19 protein-coding genes and 2 pseudogenes are annotated in these 24,387 nt (G+C 70.2%); 15 read left to right on the top strand and 6 right to left on the bottom strand.

Translation table 11 applies throughout. The annotated features are described in order from the left end of the window. The first annotated feature begins 28 nt into the window (after positions 1–28). Complete coding sequence (locus BLQ63_RS05415) at positions 29–1,258, top strand: hypothetical protein (protein ID WP_091029731.1); 1,230 nt, start codon at positions 29–31, stop codon at positions 1,256–1,258. Positions 1,259–1,604: 346 nt separating this feature from the next. Here the strand turns inward: BLQ63_RS05415 and dprA are convergent, their stop codons facing one another. From dprA to BLQ63_RS05395, 4 genes and pseudogenes are all read right to left on the bottom strand, one after another. Next, on the bottom strand, positions 1,605–2,768 hold the full coding sequence (gene dprA, locus BLQ63_RS05410; protein WP_091029728.1) for a DNA-processing protein DprA: 1,164 nt from the start codon (positions 2,766–2,768) through the stop codon (positions 1,605–1,607). Between the two features lie 68 nt (positions 2,769–2,836). Further along, a complete protein-coding gene (locus tag BLQ63_RS05405; protein ID WP_091029725.1) occupies positions 2,837–4,378 on the bottom strand; it encodes a YifB family Mg chelatase-like AAA ATPase in 1,542 nt (513 codons plus the stop codon). A 67-nt stretch (positions 4,379–4,445) separates the two neighbouring features. Beyond that, positions 4,446–4,664, bottom strand: a pseudogene (locus BLQ63_RS29760) (YraN family protein); the annotation flags it as partial. A 218-nt stretch (positions 4,665–4,882) separates the two neighbouring features. Then, positions 4,883–5,566: a M23 family metallopeptidase gene (locus BLQ63_RS05395; RefSeq protein WP_091029721.1), complete on the bottom strand. Its 684-nt coding sequence runs from the start codon at positions 5,564–5,566 to the stop codon at positions 4,883–4,885. Positions 5,567–6,009: 443 nt separating this feature from the next. Between BLQ63_RS05395 and rpsB the strand changes: the two genes are divergently transcribed. The 7 genes and pseudogenes from rpsB to BLQ63_RS29755 form a co-directional block, all read left to right on the top strand. Further along, a complete protein-coding gene (gene rpsB, locus BLQ63_RS05390) occupies positions 6,010–6,885 on the top strand; it encodes a 30S ribosomal protein S2 (RefSeq protein WP_091029719.1) in 876 nt (291 codons plus the stop codon). 11 nt (positions 6,886–6,896) lie between these two features. Next, on the top strand, positions 6,897–7,709 hold the full coding sequence (tsf, locus tag BLQ63_RS05385; protein WP_091029716.1) for a translation elongation factor Ts: 813 nt from the start codon (positions 6,897–6,899) through the stop codon (positions 7,707–7,709). Positions 7,710–7,891: 182 nt separating this feature from the next. Continuing rightward, the gene (gene pyrH / locus BLQ63_RS05380; protein WP_091029714.1) at positions 7,892–8,617 is read left to right on the top strand and encodes a UMP kinase; all 726 of its coding nucleotides are present in this window, start codon (positions 7,892–7,894) and stop codon (positions 8,615–8,617) included. Positions 8,618–8,737: 120 nt separating this feature from the next. Next, positions 8,738–9,295 carry a ribosome recycling factor gene (gene frr / locus BLQ63_RS05375; RefSeq protein ID WP_091029710.1) on the top strand — a complete coding sequence of 186 codons (558 nt, stop codon included), beginning with the start codon at positions 8,738–8,740 and terminating at the stop codon, positions 9,293–9,295. Then, on the top strand, positions 9,295–10,221 hold the full coding sequence (locus tag BLQ63_RS05370; protein ID WP_091029707.1) for a phosphatidate cytidylyltransferase: 927 nt from the start codon (positions 9,295–9,297) through the stop codon (positions 10,219–10,221). Before frr ends, BLQ63_RS05370 begins: the two co-directional genes overlap by 1 nt. Positions 10,222–10,321: 100 nt before the next feature. Next, the gene (rlmN, locus tag BLQ63_RS05365; RefSeq protein WP_091029703.1) at positions 10,322–11,470 is read left to right on the top strand and encodes a dual-specificity RNA methyltransferase RlmN; all 1,149 of its coding nucleotides are present in this window, start codon (positions 10,322–10,324) and stop codon (positions 11,468–11,470) included. A gap of 21 nt (positions 11,471–11,491) precedes the next feature. Then, positions 11,492–11,764 (top strand): annotated as a pseudogene (locus tag BLQ63_RS29755) (DivIVA domain-containing protein); the annotation flags it as partial. A 1,851-nt stretch (positions 11,765–13,615) separates the two neighbouring features. On the opposite strand, the gene BLQ63_RS05355 reads toward BLQ63_RS29755, so the two are convergent. Then, positions 13,616–13,834 carry a DUF2631 domain-containing protein gene (locus BLQ63_RS05355; protein WP_091029701.1) on the bottom strand — a complete coding sequence of 73 codons (219 nt, stop codon included), beginning with the start codon at positions 13,832–13,834 and terminating at the stop codon, positions 13,616–13,618. Between the two features lie 131 nt (positions 13,835–13,965). On the opposite strand from BLQ63_RS05355, the gene BLQ63_RS05350 reads away from it, so the two are divergent. Further along, positions 13,966–15,522 carry a Rieske 2Fe-2S domain-containing protein gene (locus BLQ63_RS05350; protein ID WP_091029698.1) on the top strand — a complete coding sequence of 519 codons (1,557 nt, stop codon included), beginning with the start codon at positions 13,966–13,968 and terminating at the stop codon, positions 15,520–15,522. A 90-nt stretch (positions 15,523–15,612) separates the two neighbouring features. Here BLQ63_RS05350 and BLQ63_RS05345 read toward each other — a convergent pair whose 3' ends face one another. Beyond that, positions 15,613–16,383, bottom strand: coding sequence for a TetR/AcrR family transcriptional regulator (locus BLQ63_RS05345; RefSeq protein ID WP_091029695.1), 771 nt, complete (start codon positions 16,381–16,383; stop codon positions 15,613–15,615). Between the two features lie 155 nt (positions 16,384–16,538). Here BLQ63_RS05345 and BLQ63_RS05340 point away from each other — a divergent pair, with 155 nt between their 5' ends. The 6 genes from BLQ63_RS05340 to dxr all read left to right on the top strand — a co-directional run bounded on the left by BLQ63_RS05340 (position 16,539) and on the right by dxr (position 24,373). Next, entirely contained in the window at positions 16,539–18,704 is a 2,166-nt protein-coding gene (locus BLQ63_RS05340) for an MMPL family transporter (protein ID WP_091029692.1), read from the top strand. Positions 18,705–18,919: 215 nt separating this feature from the next. Beyond that, entirely contained in the window at positions 18,920–19,921 is a 1,002-nt protein-coding gene (locus tag BLQ63_RS05335) for a carbohydrate ABC transporter permease (protein WP_091029687.1), read from the top strand. Next, positions 19,914–20,798 carry a carbohydrate ABC transporter permease gene (locus BLQ63_RS05330; protein ID WP_218125069.1) on the top strand — a complete coding sequence of 295 codons (885 nt, stop codon included), beginning with the start codon at positions 19,914–19,916 and terminating at the stop codon, positions 20,796–20,798. Before BLQ63_RS05335 ends, BLQ63_RS05330 begins: the two co-directional genes overlap by 8 nt. Before the next feature lie 44 nt (positions 20,799–20,842). Then, positions 20,843–22,156, top strand: coding sequence for an ABC transporter substrate-binding protein (locus BLQ63_RS05325; RefSeq protein WP_091029679.1), 1,314 nt, complete (start codon positions 20,843–20,845; stop codon positions 22,154–22,156). A 151-nt stretch (positions 22,157–22,307) separates the two neighbouring features. After that, positions 22,308–23,153 carry a formyltetrahydrofolate deformylase gene (gene purU, locus BLQ63_RS05320; protein ID WP_091029676.1) on the top strand — a complete coding sequence of 282 codons (846 nt, stop codon included), beginning with the start codon at positions 22,308–22,310 and terminating at the stop codon, positions 23,151–23,153. 35 nt (positions 23,154–23,188) lie between these two features. Beyond that, the gene (dxr, locus tag BLQ63_RS05315; protein ID WP_342673917.1) at positions 23,189–24,373 is read left to right on the top strand and encodes a 1-deoxy-D-xylulose-5-phosphate reductoisomerase; all 1,185 of its coding nucleotides are present in this window, start codon (positions 23,189–23,191) and stop codon (positions 24,371–24,373) included. Positions 24,374–24,387: the final 14 nt, after the last annotated feature.

The raw sequence follows: 24,387 nt of genomic DNA, 5'->3' as shown, positions 1-24,387 counted from the left end.
GTTCACCCGTCTCCGTAAACTCTGCGTCATGCAGGCCCCACCAGCCGCGTCGACCGGCACCACCGAGATCGTCTGGCACGACAGGCGATATCGGGCGCGTGCGATCGCCGGAGGCGCCGCATTCGAGCTGTACGCCGACACCCGCGAACCCGGCTTCCAACCCAGCGGGAAGACCTTCCACCGCTACGTCCACGCGTCCGAAGTGGAGAGCAGCGGCGGCGAACTCCTGCTTGCGGGAGTCGCGCCCGTGTCGGTCCCGGTCATGCCCGGGGCCGACGCCGCCACCGTCCACCGCTACAGCCAGAACCCGCGCATCGGCCCCGCCGAGCGCGCCCTCGTCTCGGCCGTGCGCACCACCGCGTTCGTGAACACCGGCACCCGCATGGTCAAGCCGCTCAGCCGACACCAGGTCGCCAAGCAGCTCACCGCGGCACCCCTGGTCAGCGGCGTCTGCTTCCGCGAGTTCGACGTCGCCCACCTGCGGGCCCCCGAGGACCGCATCGTCCTCTCCGGAGACCCCGACGACGTGCGCGACACGTCGTTCACCTTGCGCTGGAAGGCCATCGCCGCGTGCGACTACACCAGCACCGAGGCGAGCCACTACCCCGGACTCGTCGGCATCCCCGGGCGCGAACGGCGCGGATCGATGATCCTGGGGACCGGGTTCCTGCCCAGCGGCACCCACCTCATCCCCGAATTCACCACCGCGGGCCTCGCCGACCTGCCGCTGACCGCGCGCGCCGAAATCCTCGCCTACACCGCCGACGGCGCCGAGATCGCGCTGTTCCAGTACCAGCCGCAGACGAACGTGTGGAACCGGATGGCCGGCGCCCGCCACCGCGACCTGGTCAACCGCATCCCCGGCCTGGAGACCGGCCGGGCCCTGTTCCGCGTCGACCCCTCGGTCCACGCCGGACTCGTGGGCGACCATGAGGGCCAACGGGTCCCGGTGACCGCCGACCCCGGCCACGGATTCAACGCCTATACGCGCGGGGCCGTGAGCCGCAGCCCGGTCACGCATCCGCAGCGGTTCTACACGCGCGCGCGCTGGCGCGACGTGGAAGTGCTCGCGCTCGGCCGCAACGAGGACTGGGTGCGGCTGCGGCTGAGCCAGCCCGACATCGAGGCGATCATGTCGACGGACGCGACCTGCGTCGAGCGCGGCGTCTACGAATGCTGGGCCCCCTTGGGCGAGCTCGAGAACCCGCACACGGTCACCATCAACTACCCGACCGCCGAGAATCCCGCCGCGAGCTGAGTCCGCCGCCCTCTTTGCGCTTCCCCCCCCCCGGGGGCCCTCCCCCCCCGCCCCCACCCCACCCACCCCTCGAATCTTGTTCGCGGTGCACCGCGTTCGGTCATTTGTCGGTCGCGCCGACGCGGGATGCTCGGGTCTGGCCGGTCATGACTCGGCCTTCGCTCCGGTTATCGCCCGCGGGCGGTGCTCTTGGTCGGTTCAGACGGGTGCTCCTTTCACTGGTCGGCGTTGCCGGGTCGGATCGGATCGGTCGATGCCTCTCCTCGCGGGAGGGGCCCTCGGTTGGTTCAGGTCGTTGCTCCTTTCGCTGATCGGGCTCGCCGGCGTTGACGGGATTCGGGTCCGGTCAGGCCGCGCCTCCTCTCGCGAGGCGCCAGCGGTCGTCTATCCGATCGACCCAGCCGGACCTTCGCAGGTGTTCGAGCGTCTCCGCGGCGGTCTCCGTCGGCACCCCGGCCGCCGCCGCCAAGCGGGCGGCCTCGACCACGTAACCCCTCGGCAGCGCCTCGACCAGGCGGGACTCGATCTCCGTCAGCCGGTCGAAGGGCCGCCGCTGCGGTGGCGGCGGGGTCGCCAGCGGGCCCCCGATGCCCGTCAAGTCCTCGATCACCTCTTCGGCCCTGGTGACCAGCCGCGCCTCCCACGGCTCCCTCGCGAGCTGATGCGCCCCCGCCGACAGCGACGACGTCACCGGTCCCGGCGTGAACATCAGCACCCGCCCCAGCTCCGCCGCATGCCGCGCCGTGTTGCGCGCCCCCGACCTGTTGGCGGCCTCGATGACCACCGTTCCGGCCGACAGCGCCGCGATGACCCGGTTCCGCGTCAAGAAGCGGTGCTTCATCGCCGAGGAACCCGGCGGCCACTCGCTCACCAGGAGCCCCCGCTCCACGATCAGATCGAACATCGGGCCGTTCGCCTTCGGGTACGGCAGCTCCACACCCGAGGCGAGCACCGACACCGTCGCGCCGCCCCTGGCCATCGCCCCCAGATGCGCCGCCCGGTCGATCCCGAAGGCGCCGCCCGAGACCACGGTCCAGCCCGCCTCCGTCAGGTCGGCCGCCAGATCGTCGGCCAGATGCTGCCCGTACTCCGTGGCCGCCCGCGACCCCACGATCGCCACCGACCTGCTGCACAACGCGGCCAGGTCGTGCCTGCCCCGCACCCACAGGCACCGCGGCGGCCGCACGTGCGGTTCGTCCGCGTCGCAGACCAGGAGCAGGTCGCGGAGCTGCTCAGGCCAGTCCGGGTCGCCGGGGACCAGCACCCTGGCGCCGCACGCCTCCGTGGCCGCCGCGATCTGGGCCGCCCTGTCGGCCGGGTCGAACGTGCAGGCGACCATCGCGGAAGTCAGGCGCCGCAGGCGTTCGGCGACGTCGCCCTCCCAGAGGCGCTTCACGGCCTCGATCGGCCCGGTCTCCTCGACCAGGTCGTCCAGGTCGGCGTCCCCGGGCTCGACCATCGAGGACAGCAGCATCAGAGCGAGGCGGGGATCGTTCGGCAGATTGGTCATGGTTCCTCCTCGGCGCCGGTGACGGCGGACAGTCGTGACGTCGGTCTGGATCTCAAGTGGACCATCGGTCAGCTCAGCGTGTATCCCAGGCGCAGTTCGCTTGCGGCCGTGATGTCTTCGGCGGTCGGCCGGTCGTGCTCGCGGAGGTCGGCGATCGTCCAGGCGAGCTTCAGCACCCGGTCGTACCCGCGTGCGGTGATGCGTTCCTTCATCAGAAGTTCATCCACGGTCCGCCGCACCGGGACGGGAAGCCGCCACCGGTCCGAGCGCAGCGCCGGGCCGGGTACTTCACTGTTGAGCTGCCAGCGCTCGCCGGCCTCGGCCCAGCGCGTCGCCGCCGCCTCCCTGGCCCGCGCGACGCGCTTCGCCACCGACTCGGACGGCTCCGCCTCCGACACCTCGGCGAGGATCGCCGAGGGCGGCACCGCGGGCAGGTTCACCCGCAGGTCGATCCGGTCCAGCAGCGGTCGGGAGATCCGCTGCAGGTAGCCGCGTCTCGCCGTCGGCTTGCAGACGCAGTCCTGCGGCTTGTTCGGCGCGCACGGGCACGGGTTCGCCGCGAGCACGAGGATCACCTTGGCGGGGTAGCTGACCGAGGTGTTGGCCCGCCTGATGCGCACCTCGCCGCACTCCAGCGGCTGGCGCAGGGCGTCGAGCACCGGCCTGCTCCACTCGGGTGCCTCGTCGATGAACAGGACGCCGCGGTGCGCCAGGGCGAGCGAGCCGGGCCCGATGTGGCCGTGGCCGCCGCCCACCAAGGCCTGCATGGTCATCGAGTGGTGCGGCGCTTCGAACGGCGCGTAGTGGAGCAGTTCGGCCGCGCCGCCGGTGAACCTGCCCCGCAGCGAGTGCAGGGAGGTCACCTCGACCGCTTCGGCGTCGGCCAGCGGCGGCAGGATCGACGGCAGCCGCTCGGCCAGCATCGTCTTGCCCGCGCCCGGGGGGCCCACCATCAGCATGTGGTGGCCCCCGGCGGCCGTGATCTCCAGTGCCCGGCGCGCGGTCGGCTGGCCCCGCACGTCGGCGAGGTCCGCCAGCGGCGCCGGCGGTGCGGTGGCAGAGCGTGTCACGGGTTCGAGTTCGGCCTGCCCGAAGATCCAGGCGACCAGGGTCGCGAGGTCGCGCGGGGCCACGACCGCGAGGTCGGCCACCAGTGCCGCCTCCGCGGCGTTCTCGGGGGAGACGATCGCCTTGCGCATCCCGATCCTGCGGGCCTCCATGAGCGCCGGCAGTGTTCCGGGTACCGCCCTGAGGCTGCCGTCGAGGCCGAGCTCCGCCAGGAGCACCGTGTCGTCCAGCTTCTCGACCGGCAGTGTGTCGGCGGCGCACATGATGGTGAGCGCCAGTGCGAGATCGGCGGCCGAGCCGGTGGTCGGCACCGACGCGGGCCCGAAGTTGACGCTCACGGACCGGTCGGGGAAGCGGAGCGCCGAGTTGGCCATCGCGGACCGCACCCGGGTCTGCGCCTGGTTGACCACGTTGTCGGGCAGTCCGGACATGCGGACCGTGTCGGCGCCCTTCGAGGAGGACTTGAAGACCGAGGCCTCCACGGTGACCGCGACGGCGGTCGCGCCGATCATGCAGACGGTGTTGGTGCGCGCGTAACCCACGGCGGTCCCCCTGGTGGTGTTCGAGTGCGACGCGGCGGGCGCCGGTGACCGTGAGGGCGAGCCGGTCGACGCGCCAGGGCTGGTCCGGCCGGCAGTGCTCCCGGAGCCATGCGCGGGCGAGCTTCTCGACCCGGTGGACCTTCTCGCCGTCGACGGCGCCGAGCGGTCCGCCGTGGCTGCTGGAGCGGCGGGTCTTCACCTCGCAGAAGACGACCGTGTCCGCGGTCCGGGCGATGAGGTCCAGTTCGCCCAGGCGGTGCCGCCAGTTGCGGGCGAGGATCTGCATGTGGTGGCGCTGCAGATGCGCGGCCGCGAGCCGTTCGCCGAGCCGGCCGAGCGCGTGAGGGCTGAGGTCGCGCAGGTTCGTCTGGTCGGTGCCCGGCCGCGGTGCGGTCCCGGTGAGCGTTGGGAGTGACCGGCCGTCCACGGCGGTGACGGCCGATGCGTTCGCCGCGGGACCGGGCCGGGGGCTCGCCGGTGTGCACCGGCCGGCCGATGCGGTGTTCATGGCGTGGTTCCGATGCGTTGAGCGAGCCGGGCGGCCGAGATCTCAGGAGCCCGCGGCATTGCGGCTGCGCTGGTCTGGGACTTCGCCGTCCGCTGATGTTCGGCCGCCGGTGCCGTGTGGCCCGGCCGGGGGAGGAGCCGGACCTTTCCCGCGCCGAAGAGCAGCAGCGGGTCGAGGTAGAGCGGCCCCCGTTTGAGGCCCAGATGGAGACAGGCCGCGTTCGGACAGGAGACGTGGCCCGGTTGGAGGGTGCCGATGGTCTGGCCCGCGCTCACCGCCTCGCCGGTTGCCACGAGCGGTTCCACCGGTTCGTAGGTGGTGCGCAGGCCGCCGGGGTGGGCGATGCTCACGACGCCGCGCCCGGCGAGGTCGCCGGCGAAGACCACGGTTCCCGCCCCGGCGGCCAGGACGGCCTGTGCGCCGGCGGCGGCGAGGTCGACCCCGCGGTGCCCCGGCAGCCACGGCAGCGGCGGCGGATCGAAGCCGGTGAGGAGGTCGAGGCCGGCGACCGGCGGCCGCCAGGGGCCGCGGTTCGCGGGAAGGGCCGGTGCGCCGGATTCGGCGGTCGGGGTGCGGTGCGCCGGTGCGGGCGCGGCGATGGCGGGGACTGCGATCGTCAGGGCCGCCAGGAGCGACGCGGTTATGAGACTGACGATCATCGCGTTGTGTAGTTGTCGCATGACTCAATACTCGCGCGGCCGCCCGGTATCGACAAGAAAAAGTTCTGAGCCTGTGGATAACTCCGTCTGCGGCCTTCCTGCCTGCCTGAACGCTTCGAGCGGTATCGAGCGGTCTGCGTTCCTCGCCGGGCGGCGGAGGCCCCGGCCTCGGATTGCCTCTGTCACTGCACTCCACCGCGTTCTCGGCGGTTCCATCGCCCCAAGTACACTGATGGGAGCGGATCGGCGCTCTCGCGCGCCGAACCGACTTCGCGCGCTCGCCGCGGCCCGACCTCCATCGTTCGCCCTTCACGGGCGCACTGCGGTGGATCCGGTCCGGCCCTAGCGATCTCCCAGGTCCGGGACTTCCCGGTTGCAGATCGCCGGAGGCGGGCGCCAGGCGCGGGACGTCCGGACTTCGGACGCCTCCCGCGAACGAACCAGGGAACGAAAGGACTACAACCGTGTCGGTTGTCACCATGAGGGCGCTGCTCGAGAGCGGCGTGCACTTCGGCCACCAGACCCGCCGCTGGAACCCGAAGATGAAGCGGTTCATCCTCACCGACCGCAACGGCATCTACATCATCGACCTGCGCCAGTCCGTCGACTACGCGGTCAAGGCCCACTCGTTCGTCAAGAACGTCGTCGCCGACGGCGGCGAGGTCCTGTTCGTGGGCACCAAGAAGCAGGCCCAGGAGGCCGTTTCCGAGCAGGCCCTGCGCGTCGGGATGCCGTTCGTGAACCACCGCTGGCTGGGCGGCATGCTCACCAACTTCCAGACGATCCAGAAGCGCCTCATGCGCCTCAAGGAACTCGAGATCATCGAGACCAACGGCGCGGCCAACCGCACCAAGAAGGAAATGCTCCAGCTGATGCGCGAGAAGGACAAGCTCGAGCGCACGCTCGGCGGCCTCCGCGACATGGAGAAGACCCCGGCCGCGATCTGGATCGTGGACACCAAGAAAGAGCACATCGCCGTCGACGAGGCCCGCAAGCTCGGGATCCCGATCGTCGCGATCCTCGACACCAACTGCGACCCCGACGAGGTCGACTTCCCGATCCCCGGCAACGACGACGCGATCCGCTCCGTCGCGCTGCTGACCAAGATCATCGCCGACGGTGTCGCCGAGGGCCTCCTGGCCCGCTCCGGCGGCCAGGGCGAGAAGGCCGACGGCGAGCCGCTCGCCGAGTGGGAGAAGGAACTCCTCGTCGAGGACGAGAAGCCCGCCGAGACCCCGGCCGCCGAAGCCCCGGCCGCCGAGGCCGAGGCCGAGACTCCTGCCGTCGAGACCCCGGCCGCCGAGGCCGAGGCCGGCGAGCAGACCACCGACGAGAAGTAAGAAGGGGAGCAATGGCCAACTTCACGATGGCTGACGTCAAGAAGCTCCGGGAAGCCACCGGCTCCGGGATGATGGACGTCAAGAAGGCCCTCGAAGCCGCGGACGGCGACTACGACGCCGCCCTCGAGGCCCTGCGCATCAAGGGAGCCAAGGACGTCGGCAAGCGCGCCGAGCGCACCACGGCCCAGGGCCTGGTCGCCCAGTCCGGCAACACCCTGCTCGAGCTGCTGTGCGAGACCGACTTCGTCGCCAAGAACGGCGCGTTCATCGAACTCGCCCAGACCCTGGTCGAGCTCGCCGACGAGGTCCGCCCCGCCGACAGCGAGGCGTTCGCCAAGGCCGACCTGGGCGGCAAGACCGTCGCCGAGGTCGTCCAGGACGAGTCCGTCAAGCTCGGCGAGAAGCTCGTCGTCGGCCGCGTCGGCTCGCTCGACGGCGACGTCGCGGTCTACATGCACCGCAAGGCCGCCGACCTCCCGCCGGCCGTCGGCATCATCGTCTCCTACACCGGTGACGCCGAAGCCGCCCGCCAGGCCGGCATGCAGGCCGCCGCGATGCGTCCGAAGTACCTCGACAGCGCCGAGGTCCCCTCGGAGATCATCGAGGGCGAGAAGCGCGTCGCACTGGAGACGGCCAAGGAAGAGGGCAAGCCCGAGCGCGCCTGGGACAAGATCGTCGAAGGCAAGGTCAACGCCTACTTCCGCGACTTCGTCCTGCTCTCGCAGACCTCGGTCCTCGACAACAAGAAGTCCGTGAAGCAGGTGCTGGCCGAGGCCGGCACCGAGGTCACCGGCTTCATCCGCTTCGAAGTCGGCCAGGAGTAGCGAGCGGTCCGCGCGAGCGGACTACACTGGCTCCAGCCGTAAGCACGGGAAGGGGCGGCGGCGCAGGCCGCCGCCCCGTTCCATGCCCGGGCGAAGCACCGCATCAGTCAGCGCGATCGGTCCAGAGCAGTACGGTCATCCGCAGCGCGGCCGCAGGGCCGCACGCAGAGCAGGGGAGTGCCATGAGTGAAGACACGTATCGCCGAGTCGTGCTGAAGCTGTCCGGCGAGGCCTTCGGCGGCGGCAAGGTCGGCGTCGACCCCGACGTCGTCCAGGGCGTCGCCCGCCAGATCGCCGCCGGCGTGGCCGCGGGCGTCCAGGTCGCCGTGGTCGTCGGCGGCGGCAACTTCTTCCGCGGGGCCGAACTCCAGCGCCGCGGCATGGACCGCGCCCGCGCCGACTACATGGGCATGCTCGGCACCGTCATGAACTGCCTCGCCCTCCAGGACTTCCTGGAGAAGGAAGGCGTCGACACCCGCGTCCAGACCGCCATCGCCATGGCCCAGGTCGCCGAGGCCTACCTGCCGCTGCGCGCGATCCGGCACCTCGAGAAGGGCCGCGTCGTCATCTTCGGCGCCGGCGCCGGCATGCCGTACTTCTCCACCGACACCGTCGCGGCCCAGCGGGCCCTGGAGATCGGCGCGCAGGTCGTCCTCGTCAGCAAGAACGGCGTCGACGCGGTCTACACCGCCGACCCCAAGACCGACCCCGCCGCGCAGCGCCTCGACGACATCACCTTCGACGAGGCCCTCAAGCGCGAGCTCATGGTCGTCGACCAGGCCGCGTTCAGCCTCTGCAAGGACAACGGCCTGCCGATGCTCGTCTTCGGCGCCGACGACGACGGGAACCTGCGGCGCGCCATCGTCGGCGAGCAGCTCGGCACCCTCATCCACGCCGCCGACGACTGAGGCGCGCACTGGGGCCGGGCACGGATTCGGCCGCGCTGAGGACATCCACGCCACCGAGGACCGACAGCGGGACGGTACGGTCAGAAGTGCTGTCAAGCCGCGAGAGATTGTGAGAACACCGTGATCGACGACACCCTCCTCGAAGCCGAGGAGAAGATGGAGCGGGCCATCGAGCACGCCAAGGAGGAATTCGCGGTCATTCGCACCGGCCGCGCCTCCTCCGCCATGTTCAACCGGATCACCGTCGACTACTACGGCGCCCCCACCCCGATCCCGCAGGTCGCCTCCATCGCCATCCCCGAACCGCGCATGGTGATCGTCAAACCCTTCGACGCCTCCCAGATGAAGGACATCGAGGACGCGATTCGCAACTCCAACCTCGGCGTCAACCCCTCCAACGAGGGCACCCAGCTGCGCCTGAACCTGCCCCCCATGACCGAGGAGCGCCGCCGCGAGATGATCAAGGTGGCCCGCACCAAGGGCGAGGACGCCAAGATCGCCATCCGCAACGTCCGCCGCAAGGCCAAGGACGAGATGGGCAAGGCCGTCAAGGACGGCGAGGTCTCCGAGGACGAGGGCCGCTCCGGCGAGAAGGAGCTCGACGATCTCACCGGTCGCTTCACCGGACACGTCGACGAGCTCGTGGCCTCCAAAGAGTCCGAGCTGCTCGAGATCTGATGAGCGCTATTCCCGACGGTTCGCCCGGCCGTCGCCCCCGGCCGTCCCAGGACGAGCGAGGGCCCGGCGCCGCCGAGACCGACCCCCAGGACCGCAAACCCAAGGCCGGCCGGAACCTCCCCGTCGCCATCGGCGCCGGACTCGGCATGGCCGCGGTGGTCCTGGCCTCCCTCCTGATCCAGCCCGTCGCCTTCCTCGGACTGGCCGTCGTCGCCATCGCCGTCGCCTGCTGGGAGACCGGCACCGCGATGCGCAAGGGCGGCAAGAACGTCCCGGTGATCCCCCTGGCCGCCGCCGGCGTGCTCATCGTGGTCCTCGCCTGGTTCGGCGGGGCCACGGGCCTCCTGCTCGGCACCGCCGTCGGCGTCGCCGCCCTGTTCGTGTGGCGGCTCTCCGAAGGCGCCACCGGCTACCGGACCGACATCCCCGCCGCCGCACTCGTGCTCATCCAGGTCCCGTTCCTGGCCGGGTTCGTCATGCTCCTGGCCACCTCCGAGAACGACTCGGCCCGCCTCATCGACGGCGCCGCCGCGCAGGTCCTCATCTACCTGTTCGCCGTCGTCTGCTCCGACACCGGCGGCTACATCGCCGGCGTCCTGTTCGGGCGCCACCAGATGACCCCGCGCATCAGCCCCAAGAAGTCCTGGGAGGGCCTGGGCGGCTCCATCGTCCTCGCCGCCCTCGGCGGCTCGATCACCCTCTGGGCGTTCTTCGGCGTCTCGTTCCCGCTGGGCGTGGCGTTCGGCGTGTGCGTGGCCCTGGCCGCTACGTTGGGGGACCTGTCCGTCTCGTTGCTGAAACGGGACCTCGGCATCAAGGACATGAGCAATATCATCCCCGGCCACGGCGGGGTCATGGACCGTCTCGACTCGATCCTCATGGTGGCACCAGTGGCCTATGTGTGGTTCCGTTACCTACTCGGGTGATGTGTCCTGATTGGTGTATCCGATGAAGGAGGGCCCGGGGTGAATTCCGCGATCCGGGGTTGGCGAGTCCGGTGCCTGTCATGCGAGACTAGGTCGTGACATGTCTGTAGCACTCACGTTGACCGAACCGCGCCCTCGCAAGGCTGCGCCCCGCCACCTCGCCGACCTCGATCTGGCCGGGTGCCAGTCCGTTCTCTCCGAGATCGGACAGCCCGCCTTCCGCGCCAAGCAACTGCGCCAGCAGTACTTCGGCCGCCACGTCGGCGACGCGGCACTCATGACCGACCTCCCGGCCGCCTCGCGCGACGCCATCGGCGAGGCGCTGCTCCCGCAGCTCCTCCAGCCGATCAAGGTCGACTCCTGCGACGACGGCAAGACCGTCAAGGCCGTCTGGCGCCTCTACGACGGCGCGCTCGTCGAGAGCGTCATCATGGCCTACCCCGACCGGGTGACCGCGTGCGTGTCCTCCCAGGCCGGCTGCGGGATGGCCTGCCCGTTCTGCGCCACCGGCCAGGGCGGCCTCGACCGCAACCTCACCACCGCCGAGATCGTCGACCAGGTGGTCGCCGCCGCGCGCATCGCGGCCGAGCGCGGCCTGGGGCGCCTGTCCAACATCGTCTTCATGGGCATGGGCGAGCCGCTGGCCAACTGGGCCCGGCTCAAGAACGCCCTGCACCTCATCACCGGGCCCGTGCCCGACGGGATCGGGCTGTCGGCCCGCAACATCACCGTCTCCACGGTCGGCCTGGTGCCCACGATCAAGAAGCTCTCCGAGGAGGGACTGCCGGTGACGCTGGCGGTCTCGCTCCACGCTCCCGACGACGAGCTGCGCGACGAGCTCGTCCCGATCAACACGCGCTGGAAGGTCGCCGAGGTTCTGGAGGCGGCCTGGGAGTACGCTCGGGTGACGAAACGTCGTGTTTCGATCGAGTACGCGATGATCAGGGACGTGAACGACCAGCCCTGGCGCGCAGACCTCCTTGGGAAGCTGCTCGCGGGCAAACTCGTCCACGTGAACCTGATCCCTCTGAACCCCACGCCGGGGAGCCGGTGGGACGCGAGTCCCAAACCGGTCGAGGCGGAGTTCGTTCGGCGGCTGCGAGCCGCGGGCGTGTCCACGACGGTGCGCGATACGCGCGGCCAAGAGATCGACGGCGCCTGCGGGCAGCTGGCCGCTTCGGTCCGGGAGGCCGGTACCCCCGGTCGCGCCGGTGCGAAGCCGGGCGGCGCCGCCGGCGCCGCGGATTAGGCGGAGAAGGGTGGCTTGGTAGTGGCGAGTCATGGTGACCGGTTCCGGCGCCGGGCGTTGAGCCGGGGCTACAAGGTCGACGAAGTCGACGCGTTCCTGGACCGCGTGGAGGCGACACTGGCCGGCGAGCCGGTCGGCAGCCCCGTGTCGGCCGACGAGGTCGACGACGTCGTCTTCCGGGTCCGCTTCGGCGGCTACGACGAGTGGCAGGTGGACGTCTACCTCGACCGGGTCGCAAGGCAGCTCGCCGAGTTGGAGGAGCGCGGCGTCCTCGGCACCGCCCCCGCCCCCGACTACGGCAAGCCCGACGCCACCGCCCCCGCGCGCAATTACGACGAGCCCCCGATGCAGGCGGCCCCCGGCGCGCGCCGCGCCCCCGAGGCGCAGGCGACCCAGGTCATCCCCGCCGCGACGCAGGCGATCCCCGCGCACGACATGATGGCCGCCCGCGAGATGGCGCCCCCGCCGCCCGCACCCGAACCGGTCGGCCGCGGACGCGGCGCCGCCCGGGCAGCGGCCGCACCCCCGGACCCCGACGGCTTCGGCGACCTGCGCGGCGATGACGACGAGGGCTTCGGCTTCCTCGCCGGCCCGCCCGGCGACGACTACGACGACCCGTTCGCCAAGCGCGGCGCACCGGGCCAGGACTTCGGCGGACGAGGCGCCGGCGGCGGCCAGGACTTCGGCCGCGGCCAGGGCGACTTCGGCCCGGGCCCGCGCGACGACTTCGGTCCCGCCCAAGGCGAATTCAGCGCCCCCCGCGACGAGTTCGGCCCCGGCCAGGGCGACTTCGGCCGCGACGAGTTCGCCGCCCCGCGCGGCGGCGCCAACGGCTTCGGCCCCCGCGGCGGACCCGAGCCGGGCGTCTACGGCGGCCCCCGCGGCCCCGAACCGGTGCGCGGCGACTTCGCGCCGCCCGCGCAGCCCGGCCCGCGCACCGGCCACGACGGCCCGCAGGCCGGCCCGATCCCGCACGGCGCCACCGAGCAGCTGCCGCTCCAGTCCGACCCCCGGCGCGCCGGCTTCGTGCCGAACGACGCCCCGGGCGGCTACGGCCCCAACGACGCCCCCGGCGCCTACGGCCAGGCCCCGGGACGCCGTCCGGGCCCCGATCCCGCACCCGGGTTCGGCGCGGCCTACGACGACGAGTTCAGCGACACCGGCAGCCGCCGCGCGGCCGTGCCGCCGATGCCCCAGGGCCCCATGGGCCACCAGGGCCCGCCGACCGGCTCGATCCCGCAGGCCGGGCGCTACAACCAGCCCGAGCCCGAACCGATCCCGCCGGCCGCGCCCACCCAGGCGATCCCGCAGAGCATGGTGCCGGGCATGGGCCAGGCCCCGATGGGCCGGCCCGAGCCGCAGCAGTCCGACCCCTACGGCGCCCCGCGCGGGCGCGAGTACGGCGGCTTCGGCAACCAAGCGCCGCAGGAGGACACCGGATACGGCCGCCGTGCGGCCGCACCGAGCCCGCCCATGCAGGGCGGCTACGACCGGGGCGCGACCCACGAGCCCACCGGCGGCTTCGGCGCGCCCGCGGGCCCGCCTCCCGGCCCCGCCGACAACGGCTTCGCGCCGCCCCCGCCGGGACCGGCCGACACCGGCTTCGGCGGCTCCGCCCCCCGCGGCGCGGCCTCGCCGCCGGACTTCGGCCGCCGCAACCCCTATGAGGGCCGCGGCGCGTTCGAGGCCCCCGGCCGCCACGGCCGCGAGGAGATGACCACCGAGATGCGCGCCTCGGACTCCCCGTTCACCCCCGACGACGTGCAGCGACTGGAGCAGCTGCGCCGGGCCTTCCAGCCGCGCCGCTTCGGCTCGGGCTACGACCCCGGCCAGGTGGACCAGATGTTCGACGCGGTCTCCGCGGCCATGACCGGCCGCAACGCCATGCCCCTGTCGGACCGCGAGCTCGACACCAGCCAGTTCTCGCTGGTGCAGGGCGGCTACTTCGAGGCGGAAGTGGACTCGGCACTGCGCGAGGTCCGCGAGATGTTCGCCCGCCGCGGCATGATGCACTGAGCCGCAAGCCGAGACGATGCGAGAGGGGCGGGGCCGCGAACGCGGCCCCGCCCCCTTTCACTCTGCGCCCCAAGGAGACGACAAAACCGGCCGCGATGCGGCCGGTTCACTTCGGGTCGGTGTCGGACCCTAACGCAGGCCCGTCTTGCGCATCCACGCATCGGAGACGATGACGCTGAGCAGCACCGCGGCGGTGATGATGAGGAACGCGTCCTCGACCCAGCCCTGGTGGTTGCCGAACAGGTACGCCAGGTTGATGACGATCCCGACGCCGAGCGCGGTGTACAGCGCCTTGCGGCTGGTGGGCTTGCGCTGATCGGGCGAGAGAATCTGCTCTTCGGCAGCCATGTGAACTCCTCCAACCTCTCCGGTGGTCGCAGACAGTCTCGCACGCCACATGCGTGAACGTCCCGGCCCCGCCCGAGCTGTGACTTGTAGAGTTGAGCCGTCGTCGTCCTCGTGCCTCCGGAAGGGTAACCGTGCGAATTACCGGTACTGGCCACGCCAGCATGTTCATCGAGACCGCCGCGGGATCGATCCTGTGCGACCCCTGGGTGAACCCCGCGTACTTCGCGTCCTGGTTCCCCTTCCCCGACAACTCCCGGCTCGACTGGGACACCCTCGGGCAGGCCGACTACCTCTACGTCTCCCACCTCCACCGGGACCACTTCGACGAGGAGAACCTCACGAAGCACATCAGCAAGGACACCACCGTCCTGCTGCCGGAGTACCCCACCGCGGAACTGGAGTCGGAGCTGCGGGCCCTGGGCTTCCACAAGTTCATCAAGACCGTCTCCGAGGAGATCGTCGAACTCCCCGGCGGCGTCAAGGTCATGATCCAGGCGCTCACCAGCCCCACCGACGGCCCCATCGGCGACTCCTCACTGTGGGTCGAGGACGCCGACGGCACGCGCCTGCTCAACCAGAACGACGCCCGCCCCACCGACATGGGCGTCTTCCTCCAGCACGGCAAGATCCACGCCCACCTGCTCCAGTTCTCCGGCGCGATCTGGTTCCCAATGGTCTACGAGCTGCCCGACAGCGCCAAGCGCGCCTTCGGGAAGCAGAAGCGCGAGCGCGGCTTCGACCGCTCGCTGCGCTACATCGACGACGTCAAGGGCGACTGGGTCTTCCCGATCGCGGGCCCGCCCTGCTTCCTCGACGACGACCTGTACCAGTTCAACGACGTCTTCGGCGACGAGGGCAACATCTTCCCCGACCAGATGTCCTACGTGGACTGGCTGGAGGAGCAGGGCCACGAGCGGAACATCATCCTGCTGCCCGGCTCGGTCGCCGAGGTCAAGCACGACGGCACCGGCTCGGTCGAGCACCCCGTCGAGGACCTGCGCGAGTGGTTCGCGAACAAGAAGCAGCACCTCGACGAGTTCAAGGAGCGCATGCAGCCGCGCATCGCCGCGGAGAAGGCCTCCTGGTCCCACCCCGAGATCGACGTCCTCGCCACCCTGCGCGAGCGCATCGAGCCGCTCATGGCCTCGGCCGAGCACATCGCCACCGGCATCGGCGGCCCCGTCCGCTTCGACCTCACCGCGCCCGGCTCCGAGGAGGTCGTCGAGTCCATCGTGTTCGACTTCCTGGAGCGCACGATCTACCCCGACGACGGCGGGAAGGTCCGCTACCGCTTCCGCACCGAGCGGCGCCTCATCGAGCACCTGCTCCACATCCGCGAGGTCGACTGGGTCAACTCGCTGTTCCTGTCCTGCCGGTTCACCGCCGCGCGCATCGGGCAGTACAACGAGTACGTGTACGCGTTCTTCAAGTGCCTCTCCGAGGAGCGCCTCCAGTACGCCGAGGGCTGGTACGCCGAGCAGCGCCCCGACGACGAGGACATCACCGTGCAGGGCTGGCAGTTCCAGCGCCGCTGCCCGCACCTCAAGGCCGACCTGTCGGTCTTCGGCAAGGTCGAGGAGGGCGTGCTCACCTGCCAGATGCACGGCTGGAAGTGGAACCTCAAGTCCGGCAAGTGCATGACCTCGGTGGGGCACGACATCCGAAGCGCTCGCGCCGAGGACGAATGAGCCCAGCCGGAGCATCCCGGCTGAAGAGGCGCCCGCCGAGCAGCACGTTCGCGAAGGGCCGGAACGCGATGCGTTCCGGCCCTTCGCGTGTCAGGCGTCGAAGCCGAAGTCCCGCAGCATCATCATGATCTGCGTCTTGTAGTACTCGTCGACGTTCTCCCGGACGGGCAGGCTGCCGAAGGTCTCCATGACCACCAGTCCGAACACCCTCACCCACGCCGAGGTGAAGCTGAAGATCCACGGGAGCGGGACGGGCTCGCCGACGATGAAGACGGCGCACTGGTCGAGCAGCTCGCTCGCCAGCTCGTCGGAGACCTCGGGCATCGCCGGGCCGCCGGGGTCGCCGCCGCCTTCGCGTTCGGTCTGCTTCCAGAACGCGGCGAGCTCGTGTCCGCACAGCCGCGAGTGCTCCAGGGACTTCTGGGTGACCGGGTCAATGTCCTCGGCGGCCTGCCCGGCGCGGCGCCCGTCGATGGTCATGGCGCTGTTGCCCTCGGGGTAGGAGATCATGAGCTCGAACTCGCGGCGGTGCCCCACCGCCCAGCCGCGGAAGACCCAGACCCAGGCCTTCATCCGATCGAGGTGGGCCCCGGGCGGTGCCGCGTCCATCGCCTCGCGGGTGGCGGCGATAAGTTCGTCGTAGAAGTCGCAGCACAACTGGATCAGCAGTGCGTCGAGGCTGTCGAAGTAGCGGTAGAGCGCCGCCGGTGTGACGCCGACGTCGCGGGCGATGGCGCGCAGGGAGATCCCGCTGGGGCCGTGCTCCTGGAGCTGGCTCCGGGCGCTCGCCTTGATCTCGGCGATGGTCTCGGCGCGCATCCGCTCGCGGCGGGTCGGGCCACCCGCGGTGTTGGAAGTCACTGCTCTCCTCTTGTCACAACTCTGTTAACGGCGTTGACTCTACGAGGGGCGTTCATTAAAGTGAACACCGTTAGCTAATTAATCAACAGTCACCATCCTACCGCCGGGCGGTACTCCAGCACCAGCGGTCACGGCCTTCTCAAGAGGAGAAGCATATGTATTCCCTGCTAGGCCGCGCGGTCATCAAGGCCCGCTGGCTCATCCTGGTCGGCATCGCGGGCGTCTTCGCCATCGGTGCGACCTGGGGCCTGGGCGTCTTCGACGAGTTCACCGACGGCGGCTACGTCTCCTCCGATTCCCGGACCGTGCGCGACGCGGAGGCGATCGAGGAGGAGTTCGGCCCGATCGGCGCCGACGTCGTGGTCCTGTACACCTCCGACTCGATGACCGTCGACGATCCCGCCTTCGCCGAGGCGGTCGAGGGCGCCGTCGCCGACATCGACGGCATCGAGGACGTCGAGGGCGTCGACTCGTTCTTCAGCACCCGGTCGCCGGCGTTCGTGTCCGAGGACGGGCACTCGACCTTCGCGGCCGTCTCGCTCGCGGGCGCCTCCGACGACGAGACCTCCAGCATCTACGCCGAGATCGAAGAGGAGCTGCGGGGGGCCGGGGACACCGGCGACCTCGAGGTGACCCTCGGCGGCGGCGCCGCGATCTTCGCCGACCTCAACGAGCAGGTCCAGCACGACCTCGAGATCGCCGAGATGATCTCGATGCCGCTGCTGCTGCTCATCATGATCGTGGTCTTCGGCGCCCTCGTGGCGGCCTCGCTGCCGCTGCTCATCGGCGGCATGTCGATCCTCGGCGGCTTCGCCATCACCCGGGTGATCGCCGAGTTCACCGACGTCTCGGTCTTCGCCGCGAACGTCATCACCATCATCGGCCTGGGCATGTCCATCGACTACTCGCTGTTCGTGCTGCGCCGCTTCCGCGAAGAGCTGGCCCACGGGCGGAGCAAGCGTGTGGCGGTGCTCAACACGGTCGCCACGGCCGGGCGCACCGTGATGGTCTCGGGCGTCATCATCGTCCTGTCGATGGGCGGCCTGCTCCTGGTCGACGTGCCGTTCCTGCACGGCATCGCCTACGGCGTCATGTCCGCCGTGGCCGTCGCCATGCTCTCGGCGCTCGTGGCCCTGCCGGCGCTGCTCTACCTGCTCGGCCACCGCGTCGACAAGGGCCGCCTGCCCTGGCGGCGCAACGCGAAGCCCAAGACCGACACCGGTTTCTGGCACGCGCTGGCCTCGGGCGTCATGCGCCGGCCCGTGCTGGTCCTGCTGCCGGTGCTCGCGTTCATGGCGCTGCTGGCCAGCCCGATCCTGGACATCCAGTTCGGCGGCGTCGACGAGCGCGACATGCCCGAGGACGCCGAGTCGCGGGTGGTCACCGAGACGCTCGCCTCGGACTTCCCCGGCGGCGAGGAGGAGCAGTTCCAGGTCATGGTCGTGGGCGACGAGACCGCGGTCGCCGAGGCGACCGAGGAGCTCTCGGCGCTCGATGACGTGGACGAGGTCCTGCCCGCGCAGGAGCCGACCGCCGACGCCACGCTGCTCAACGTCTTCTACGACCTCGACCCGTTCAGCGCCGAGGCCCGCGAGCTCATCGAGGACTCCCGCGCGATCGACGTCGCGGGCGCCGACCTGTTCATCACCGGCGGCGCCTCCGACCGGGTCGACATGTTCGAGGCGGTCGCCGACGGCCTGCCGTACATGCTCGGGTACATCGTCATCGTGACCATGGTGGTGCTGTTCCTGGCCTTCGGCTCGATCGTGCTGCCGATCAAGGCGGTCCTGATGAACGCGGTCTCGCTCGGCGCGGCCCTGGGCATCGTGGTGTGGATCTTCGGGGAGGGCAACCTCTCGGAGCTGCTCGCGTTCACGCCCTCGGGCTACATCGACCCGTCGAACCTGCTCTTGATGATCGCGCTGCTGTTCGCGCTCGCCACCGACTACGAGGTGTTCCTGCTCTCGCGGGTGCGCGAGGAGTGGGACATGGGCGCCGACAACCGCGCGGCCGTGCTGCGGGGCATGCAGTCCACCGGTTCGATCATCACCGCCGCGGCGCTCATCCTCATCGTGGTGGTCGGCGCGTTCGCGTTCAGCGGCATCACGTTCATGAAGATGATCGGCCTGGGCATGGCGATCGCGATCTTCCTGGACGCCACCGTGGTGCGGATGCTGCTGGTGCCCGCGACGATGCGCCTGCTGGGCCGCGCCAACTGGTGGGTCCCCGGCCCGCTCGGCCGGCTCTACGCCAAGTACGGCATCAAGGAGACGGACGAAGCGCCCGCGCCCGTCGAGGAGCGCGAGCACGCCAAGGTCTGACCACCGGGAAACCGACGGCCCGCCCGAGACCACTCGGGCGGGCCGTTCGCCGTCCGCGCGTGGCGCAAGGGGCGCGTTCCGTCCTTGGGATATTTGTTGGGCCCCTGACACAAAAGATATTCAAGAATTTAAGTTGAGCTGTTGACAAGCGGCAAGCGGTTGCATAGCCTGGTGTGATCTAGGAGTCAACCCCCTCCGAAAGGTCCCAATACCTTATGTCCGACAACGATGTCGCTGTGGTGCGCCCGAAGCCGCGCAGCTCGGGCGCCCCTCCCGGGCCGCCCGCCGGCGCACCCGCCCCGAGCCCCGACCGGGGCCGCCGGGGCATCGGCACCACCATCCGCTCGCGCGAGCGCTGGGCCGCCCTGAGCTTCATGTCCCCGTGGCTGATCGGCCTCCTGGCCATCACCATCGGCCCCATGGTCGCCTCGTTCTACCTGTCCTTCACCGACTACAGCCTGGGATACGGCGAGTGGGTCGGCATGGAGAACTACCAGCGGATGCTCGACGACCCGCGCCTCGAGCAGTCCGTGAAGGTCACCGCGATCTACACGTTCGTCTCGGTCCCGCTGCAACTGGCGGCCGCGCTCCTGCTCGCGATCGTCCTCGACCGGGGACTGCGCGGGATGTCGTTCTACCGCTCGATCTTCTACCTGCCCTCGCTCCTTGGGGCATCGGTTGCCATCGCGATCATGTGGCGCCAGGTCTTCGGCACCGAAGGCCTCGTGAACCAGCTCCTGGCGATGTTCGGCATCCAGGGCGAAGGCTGGGTCTCCCACCCCGACTACGCCCTCGGGACGCTGATCATCCTGCACGTGTGGACCTTCGGCTCACCGATGATCATCTTCCTGGCGGGCCTGCGGCAGATCCCCACCATGTACTACGAGGCCGCCAAGGTGGACGGGGCCGGCCCGCTGCGCCGCTTCGTGAACGTGACGCTCCCGCTGCTGACGCCGATCATCTTCTTCAACCTCGTGCTCCAGATCATCAACTCCTTCCAGTCGTTCACCCAGGCGTTCATCGTCTCCAGCGGCAAGGGCGGCCCGGCCGACTCGACGCTGTTCCTGACGCTGTACCTCTACGACCAGGGCTTCACCCAGTTCGACATGGGCTACGCCTCGGCCATCGCCTGGCTGCTCCTGGCCATCATCGCGATCTTCACCGCGCTCAACTTCCTCATGTCGAAATTCTGGGTGTTCTATGGCGACAATGACTGAGACCAAGGCTCCGGCCCCGGCACGCCGCAGCTCCGAGCGGAGCGCGGTCGCGGGCGGCATCAAGCGCTTCGTCTTCCACCTGGTGCTCATCATCGCGGCGCTGGTCATGATCTACCCGCTGCTGTGGATGCTCTCGGCCAGCTTCAAGCCGATCGAGGAGATCTTCTCCGACCCGGGCCTGATCCCCTCCACATGGGAGTGGAGCAACTACTCCGAGGGCTGGAACGCCCTGCCGCACCCGTTCGAGAAGTACATCTTCAACTCGATGATCATCGTCGCCGGCTCCATCGTCGGCAACCTGGTCTCCTGCTCGATGGCCGCCTACGCCTTCGCGCGCCTGCGCTTCCCCATGCGCGGCATGCTCTTCGCGGTCATGCTCGGCACCATCATGCTGCCGATCCACGTCGTGATCATCCCGCAGTACATCCTGTTCAACAACCTGGGCTGGGTGGACACCTTCTGGCCCCTGATCGTCCCCAAGCTCCTGGCGACCGACGCGTTCTTCGTGTTCCTCATGGTCCAGTTCATCCGCGGCCTGCCGCGCGAACTCGACGAGGCCGCCTCGATCGACGGCTGCGGGTACTGGGGCACCTACCTGCGCATCATCATGCCGCTGTGCATGCCCGCGCTGGCGACGACCGCCATCTTCACGTTCATCTGGACGTGGAACGACTTCTACTCGCAGCTGATCTACCTGCGGGACGTCGACCTCCAGACCGTGCCCCTCGCCCTGCGGCTCTTCATGGACTCCACGGGCACCACGAACTGGGGGGCGCTGTTCGCGATGTCGATCGTCGCCCTGGGCCCGATCTTCGGGTTCTTCCTCGCCGGCCAGCGATACCTCGTCCGGGGGATCGCCACCACCGGCATCAAGTAACATTCGGCAACCAACCCTCTCACAGTCCTGAAAGGACGCAGACGATGAAGTCGACCAACCCCTCGGGCGTCTCGCGGAGAACGCTCGGCAAGGCCGGGATCTTCGGCGCCGCAACCGCACCCCTCCTCGCGGCCTGCGGCGGCGGCGACGGCGGCGGCGCCGATGAAGGCGACGGCGAGCTGGACTTCTGGTGGTGGGGCTCCGACCCCCGCCACGAGTACACCCAGCAGATCATCGAAGCCTTCCTCGCCAAGAACGACGGCATCACGATCAAGCCCAGCCCCAACGAGTTCGACGCCTACTGGGACGCCCTCAACGTCTCGGTCTCGGGCAACAACTCGCCGGACGTCCTCCAGCAGGACGAGCGCTACCTGCGCGACTACGCCGACAAGAACGCCCTCCTCGCCTTGGACGACCTCGACATCGACCTGTCGAACATCGAGGAGAACACCCTCAAGACCGGCCAGTTCGACGGCAAGACCTACGGCATCGCCACCGGCGTCAACGCCTTCGCGCTCCTGGTCAACCCGGCACTCGTGGAAGCGGCCGGCCTGACCATGCCCGACGACACCGCATGGTCGTGGGCCGACTTCACGACGTTCGTCACCGACCTGTCGGCCCAGGGCGACGCCATCGGCAACTCGGCCATCTCCTTCAGCAACGAGTCGCTGTTCAACGTGTTCGCGCGCCAGAAGGGCGAGAGCCTCTACACCGACGACGGCAAGCTCGGCTTCACCGAGGCCACCATGAACGAGTGGTGGCAGATGGTCGTCGACCTGCGCGACGCCGGGGGCATCCCCGAGCCCAGCAAGATCGTCGAGGCCTTCGCCGCCGGCCAGGACCAGGCGCCCCTCGCCACCGGCGCCGGCGTCACCGAGTTCTACTGGACCAACCAGATCGGCGCCATCCAGTCCGTGCTCGGCTCCGACCTGGTGCTGCTGCGCGTCCCCGGCGAGTCCACCGGGGCCCAGCCGGGCCTCTACCTCAAGTCGGCCATGTACTGGTCGATCTCGCGGACCACCTCGGACCAGGCCGCCGCGTCCAAGCTCGTGGACTTCCTGCTCAACAGCGACGAGTCCATCGACCTGTGCCTGGGCGACCGCGGCCTCCCGGCCAACACCGCCCAGCGCGAGCGCATCCTGCCCGCCCTCCCGCCGGACCAGAAGCTCGGCGCCGACTACATCGCGGCGATCACCCCGGACCTGGCCGAAGGCCCGCCGGTGCCCCCGATCGGCTCCGGAGGCGCCGCCGACATCATGCTCGGCGTCTTCGAGACGCTGATCTTCGGCGACACCACGGTGGAGGAGACCACCGCGGCGTTCATCGAGCAGACCAACGCGGCCATCGGCGCCGCATAAGGCGATCGACGAGGGGGCGGGCCCGGCCGCGGCGACAAGCGGCACCGGGCCCGCCCCCGCCCATACCCGGCGTCCGGCGGCCTCGGGCGACATTCGGGACGCGACCGACGTCGATTGCCGCCGCAGCGGAGCCCTCCGTATCATTGCTGGGATGACCAGCCAGTTCGTGCTCACGCTCTCGTGCCCCGACCGCCTCGGCATCGTGTACGCCGTTTCGGGCTTCCTGACCCGCCGCGACGCCAACATCGAGGACTCCCAGCAGTTCTCCGAGCACGGATCGGGCCGCTTCTTCATGCGAGTGGAGTTCCGGACCGCGGCCGCCCGCGACGAACTGGCCGTCGGCTTCGCCGAGATCGCCCGCGAATTCGACATGGACTGGCGCCTCCACGACCGCGCCGTCAAGCCCCGCGTGCTCGTCATGGCCTCCAAGCAGGGCCACTGCCTCAACGACCTGCTCTACCGCTTCCGCATCGGCGCCCTCCACGGCGAGGCCGCCGCCGTGGTCTCCAACCACCCCGACTGGGCCGACCTGGCCGCCTCCTCCGGCGTGCCCTTCCACTACCTCCCGGTCGGCCCCGAGGGCCGCGCCACCCAGGAGCAGCGGATCCTCGACCTCGTCCAGTCCGAGGACATCGACGTCGTGGTCCTCGCCCGCTACATGCAGATCCTCTCCTCGGAGTTCTGCGCGAAGCTGCCCGGGCGGATCATCAACATCCACCACTCCTTCCTGCCGAGCTTCAAGGGCGCCAAGCCCTACCACCAGGCGCACGCCCGCGGCGTCAAGCTCATCGGCGCGACCTGCCACTACGTCACCGCCGACCTCGACGAGGGCCCCATCATCGACCAGGAGGTCGCCCGCGTCGACCACGCGCACAGCCCCGACGAACTCGTCGCCGCCGGCCGCGACCTCGAGTCGACCTGCCTCGCCCGCGGCCTCGCAGCACACCTCGACGACAGGATTCTGCTCAACGGCCACAAGACCGTGGTTTTTCGCTAGCGCATAATGACGCCGTGACCGACCAACGCGAGATCGTGCTGCTGGGCTCCACCGGCTCCATCGGCACCCAGGCCGTCGACATCGTCCGCGCCAATCCCGAGCACTACCGCATCGTCGGCATCGGCGCGGCCGGGTCCGACCCCGCCGCCCTCGCCGAACAGGCCGTCGCGCTCGGCGTCGACGTCGTGGCCGTCGCCGACGCCACCCAGCTCGAAGCCGTCCAGCTGCGCCTCTTCGCCGCCGCCAAGGACCGCGACTGGACCGCGGGCGGCTTCAAGATGCCCAAGCTCCTCGCCGGGCGCTCGGCCATGAGCGAACTCGCCACCTGGCCCTGCCACACCGTCCTCAACGGCATCACCGGATCCATCGGCCTCGCACCGACCCTCGCCGCCCTCAAGGCCGGACGCCAAGTGGCCCTTGCCAACAAGGAATCCCTCGTCGCCGGCGGCCCCCTCGTGCGCGACGCCGCCGCACCCGGCCAGCTCGTCCCCGTCGACTCCGAGCACTCCGCGCTCGCCCAGTGCCTGCGCTCCGGAACGCCCGAACGCGTCGCGAAACTCGTGCTCACCGCCTCCGGCGGGCCCTTCCGCGGCAAGACCCGATCACAGCTGTCCGACGTCACCCTCGACCAGGCCCTCGCCCACCCCACCTGGGCCATGGGACCGGTCGTCACCATCAACTCCGCGACCATGGTCAACAAGGCCCTCGAGGTCATCGAGGCCCACGAGCTCTTCGACATCCCCTACGACCGGATCGACGTCGTCGTCCACCCCCAGTCGGTCGTCCACTCCATGGTCGAGTTCACCGACGGCTCCACGATCGCCCAGGCCTCCCCGCCCGACATGCGCCTGCCCATCGGCCACGCCCTCGCCTGGCCCGACCGCCTCCCCGGCGCCGCCCGCCCCGTCGACTGGACCGAGGCCGCCGAATGGCGCTTCGAACCGCTCGACGCGACCGCCTTCCCCGCCATCGCGCTCGCCAAGGACGCCGGGCGCGCCGGGGGACTGAGCCCCGCGGTCTACAACGCCGCCAACGAAGAGGCCGTCGCCGCGTTCCGCGACGGGCGCCTCCCGTTCCTCGGCATCGTCGACACCATCGCGGCGGTCCTCGACGCCGCCCCGGAGTTCGGCCGACCCGAAAGTGTCGCAGACGTACTCGAAGCGGAGAACTGGGCGAGGTCGAGCGCCCGACGGCTAATGTTGGACGCGACCGAGCGTTAGAAGGAGACAGACTT

The organism is Glycomyces harbinensis (genome assembly GCF_900101745.1).
Taxonomy (GTDB): domain Bacteria; phylum Actinomycetota; class Actinomycetes; order Mycobacteriales; family Micromonosporaceae; genus Glycomyces; species Glycomyces harbinensis.
The sequence above is the reverse complement of the archived record's forward strand: the minus strand, read 5'-3'. Positions and strand labels throughout refer to the sequence as shown.

Coding starts and splice junctions, on each gene's coding strand:
- BLQ63_RS05325 (WP_091029679.1), top strand. CDS start 20,843: ATGAAGTCGACCAACCCCTCGGGCGTCTCGCGGAGAACGCTCGGCAAG.
- BLQ63_RS05395 (WP_091029721.1), bottom strand. CDS start 5,566: ATGCGACAACTACACAACGCGATGATCGTCAGTCTCATAACCGCGTCG.
- BLQ63_RS05415 (WP_091029731.1), top strand. CDS start 29: ATGCAGGCCCCACCAGCCGCGTCGACCGGCACCACCGAGATCGTCTGG.
- rlmN (WP_091029703.1), top strand. CDS start 10,322: ATGTCTGTAGCACTCACGTTGACCGAACCGCGCCCTCGCAAGGCTGCG.
- BLQ63_RS05335 (WP_091029687.1), top strand. CDS start 18,920: ATGTCCGACAACGATGTCGCTGTGGTGCGCCCGAAGCCGCGCAGCTCG.
- dprA (WP_091029728.1), bottom strand. CDS start 2,768: ATGACCAATCTGCCGAACGATCCCCGCCTCGCTCTGATGCTGCTGTCC.
- purU (WP_091029676.1), top strand. CDS start 22,308: ATGACCAGCCAGTTCGTGCTCACGCTCTCGTGCCCCGACCGCCTCGGC.
- BLQ63_RS05330 (WP_218125069.1), top strand. CDS start 19,914: ATGACTGAGACCAAGGCTCCGGCCCCGGCACGCCGCAGCTCCGAGCGG.
- BLQ63_RS05355 (WP_091029701.1), bottom strand. CDS start 13,834: ATGGCTGCCGAAGAGCAGATTCTCTCGCCCGATCAGCGCAAGCCCACC.
- tsf (WP_091029716.1), top strand. CDS start 6,897: ATGGCCAACTTCACGATGGCTGACGTCAAGAAGCTCCGGGAAGCCACC.
- pyrH (WP_091029714.1), top strand. CDS start 7,892: ATGAGTGAAGACACGTATCGCCGAGTCGTGCTGAAGCTGTCCGGCGAG.
- BLQ63_RS05370 (WP_091029707.1), top strand. CDS start 9,295: ATGAGCGCTATTCCCGACGGTTCGCCCGGCCGTCGCCCCCGGCCGTCC.
- BLQ63_RS05340 (WP_091029692.1), top strand. CDS start 16,539: ATGTATTCCCTGCTAGGCCGCGCGGTCATCAAGGCCCGCTGGCTCATC.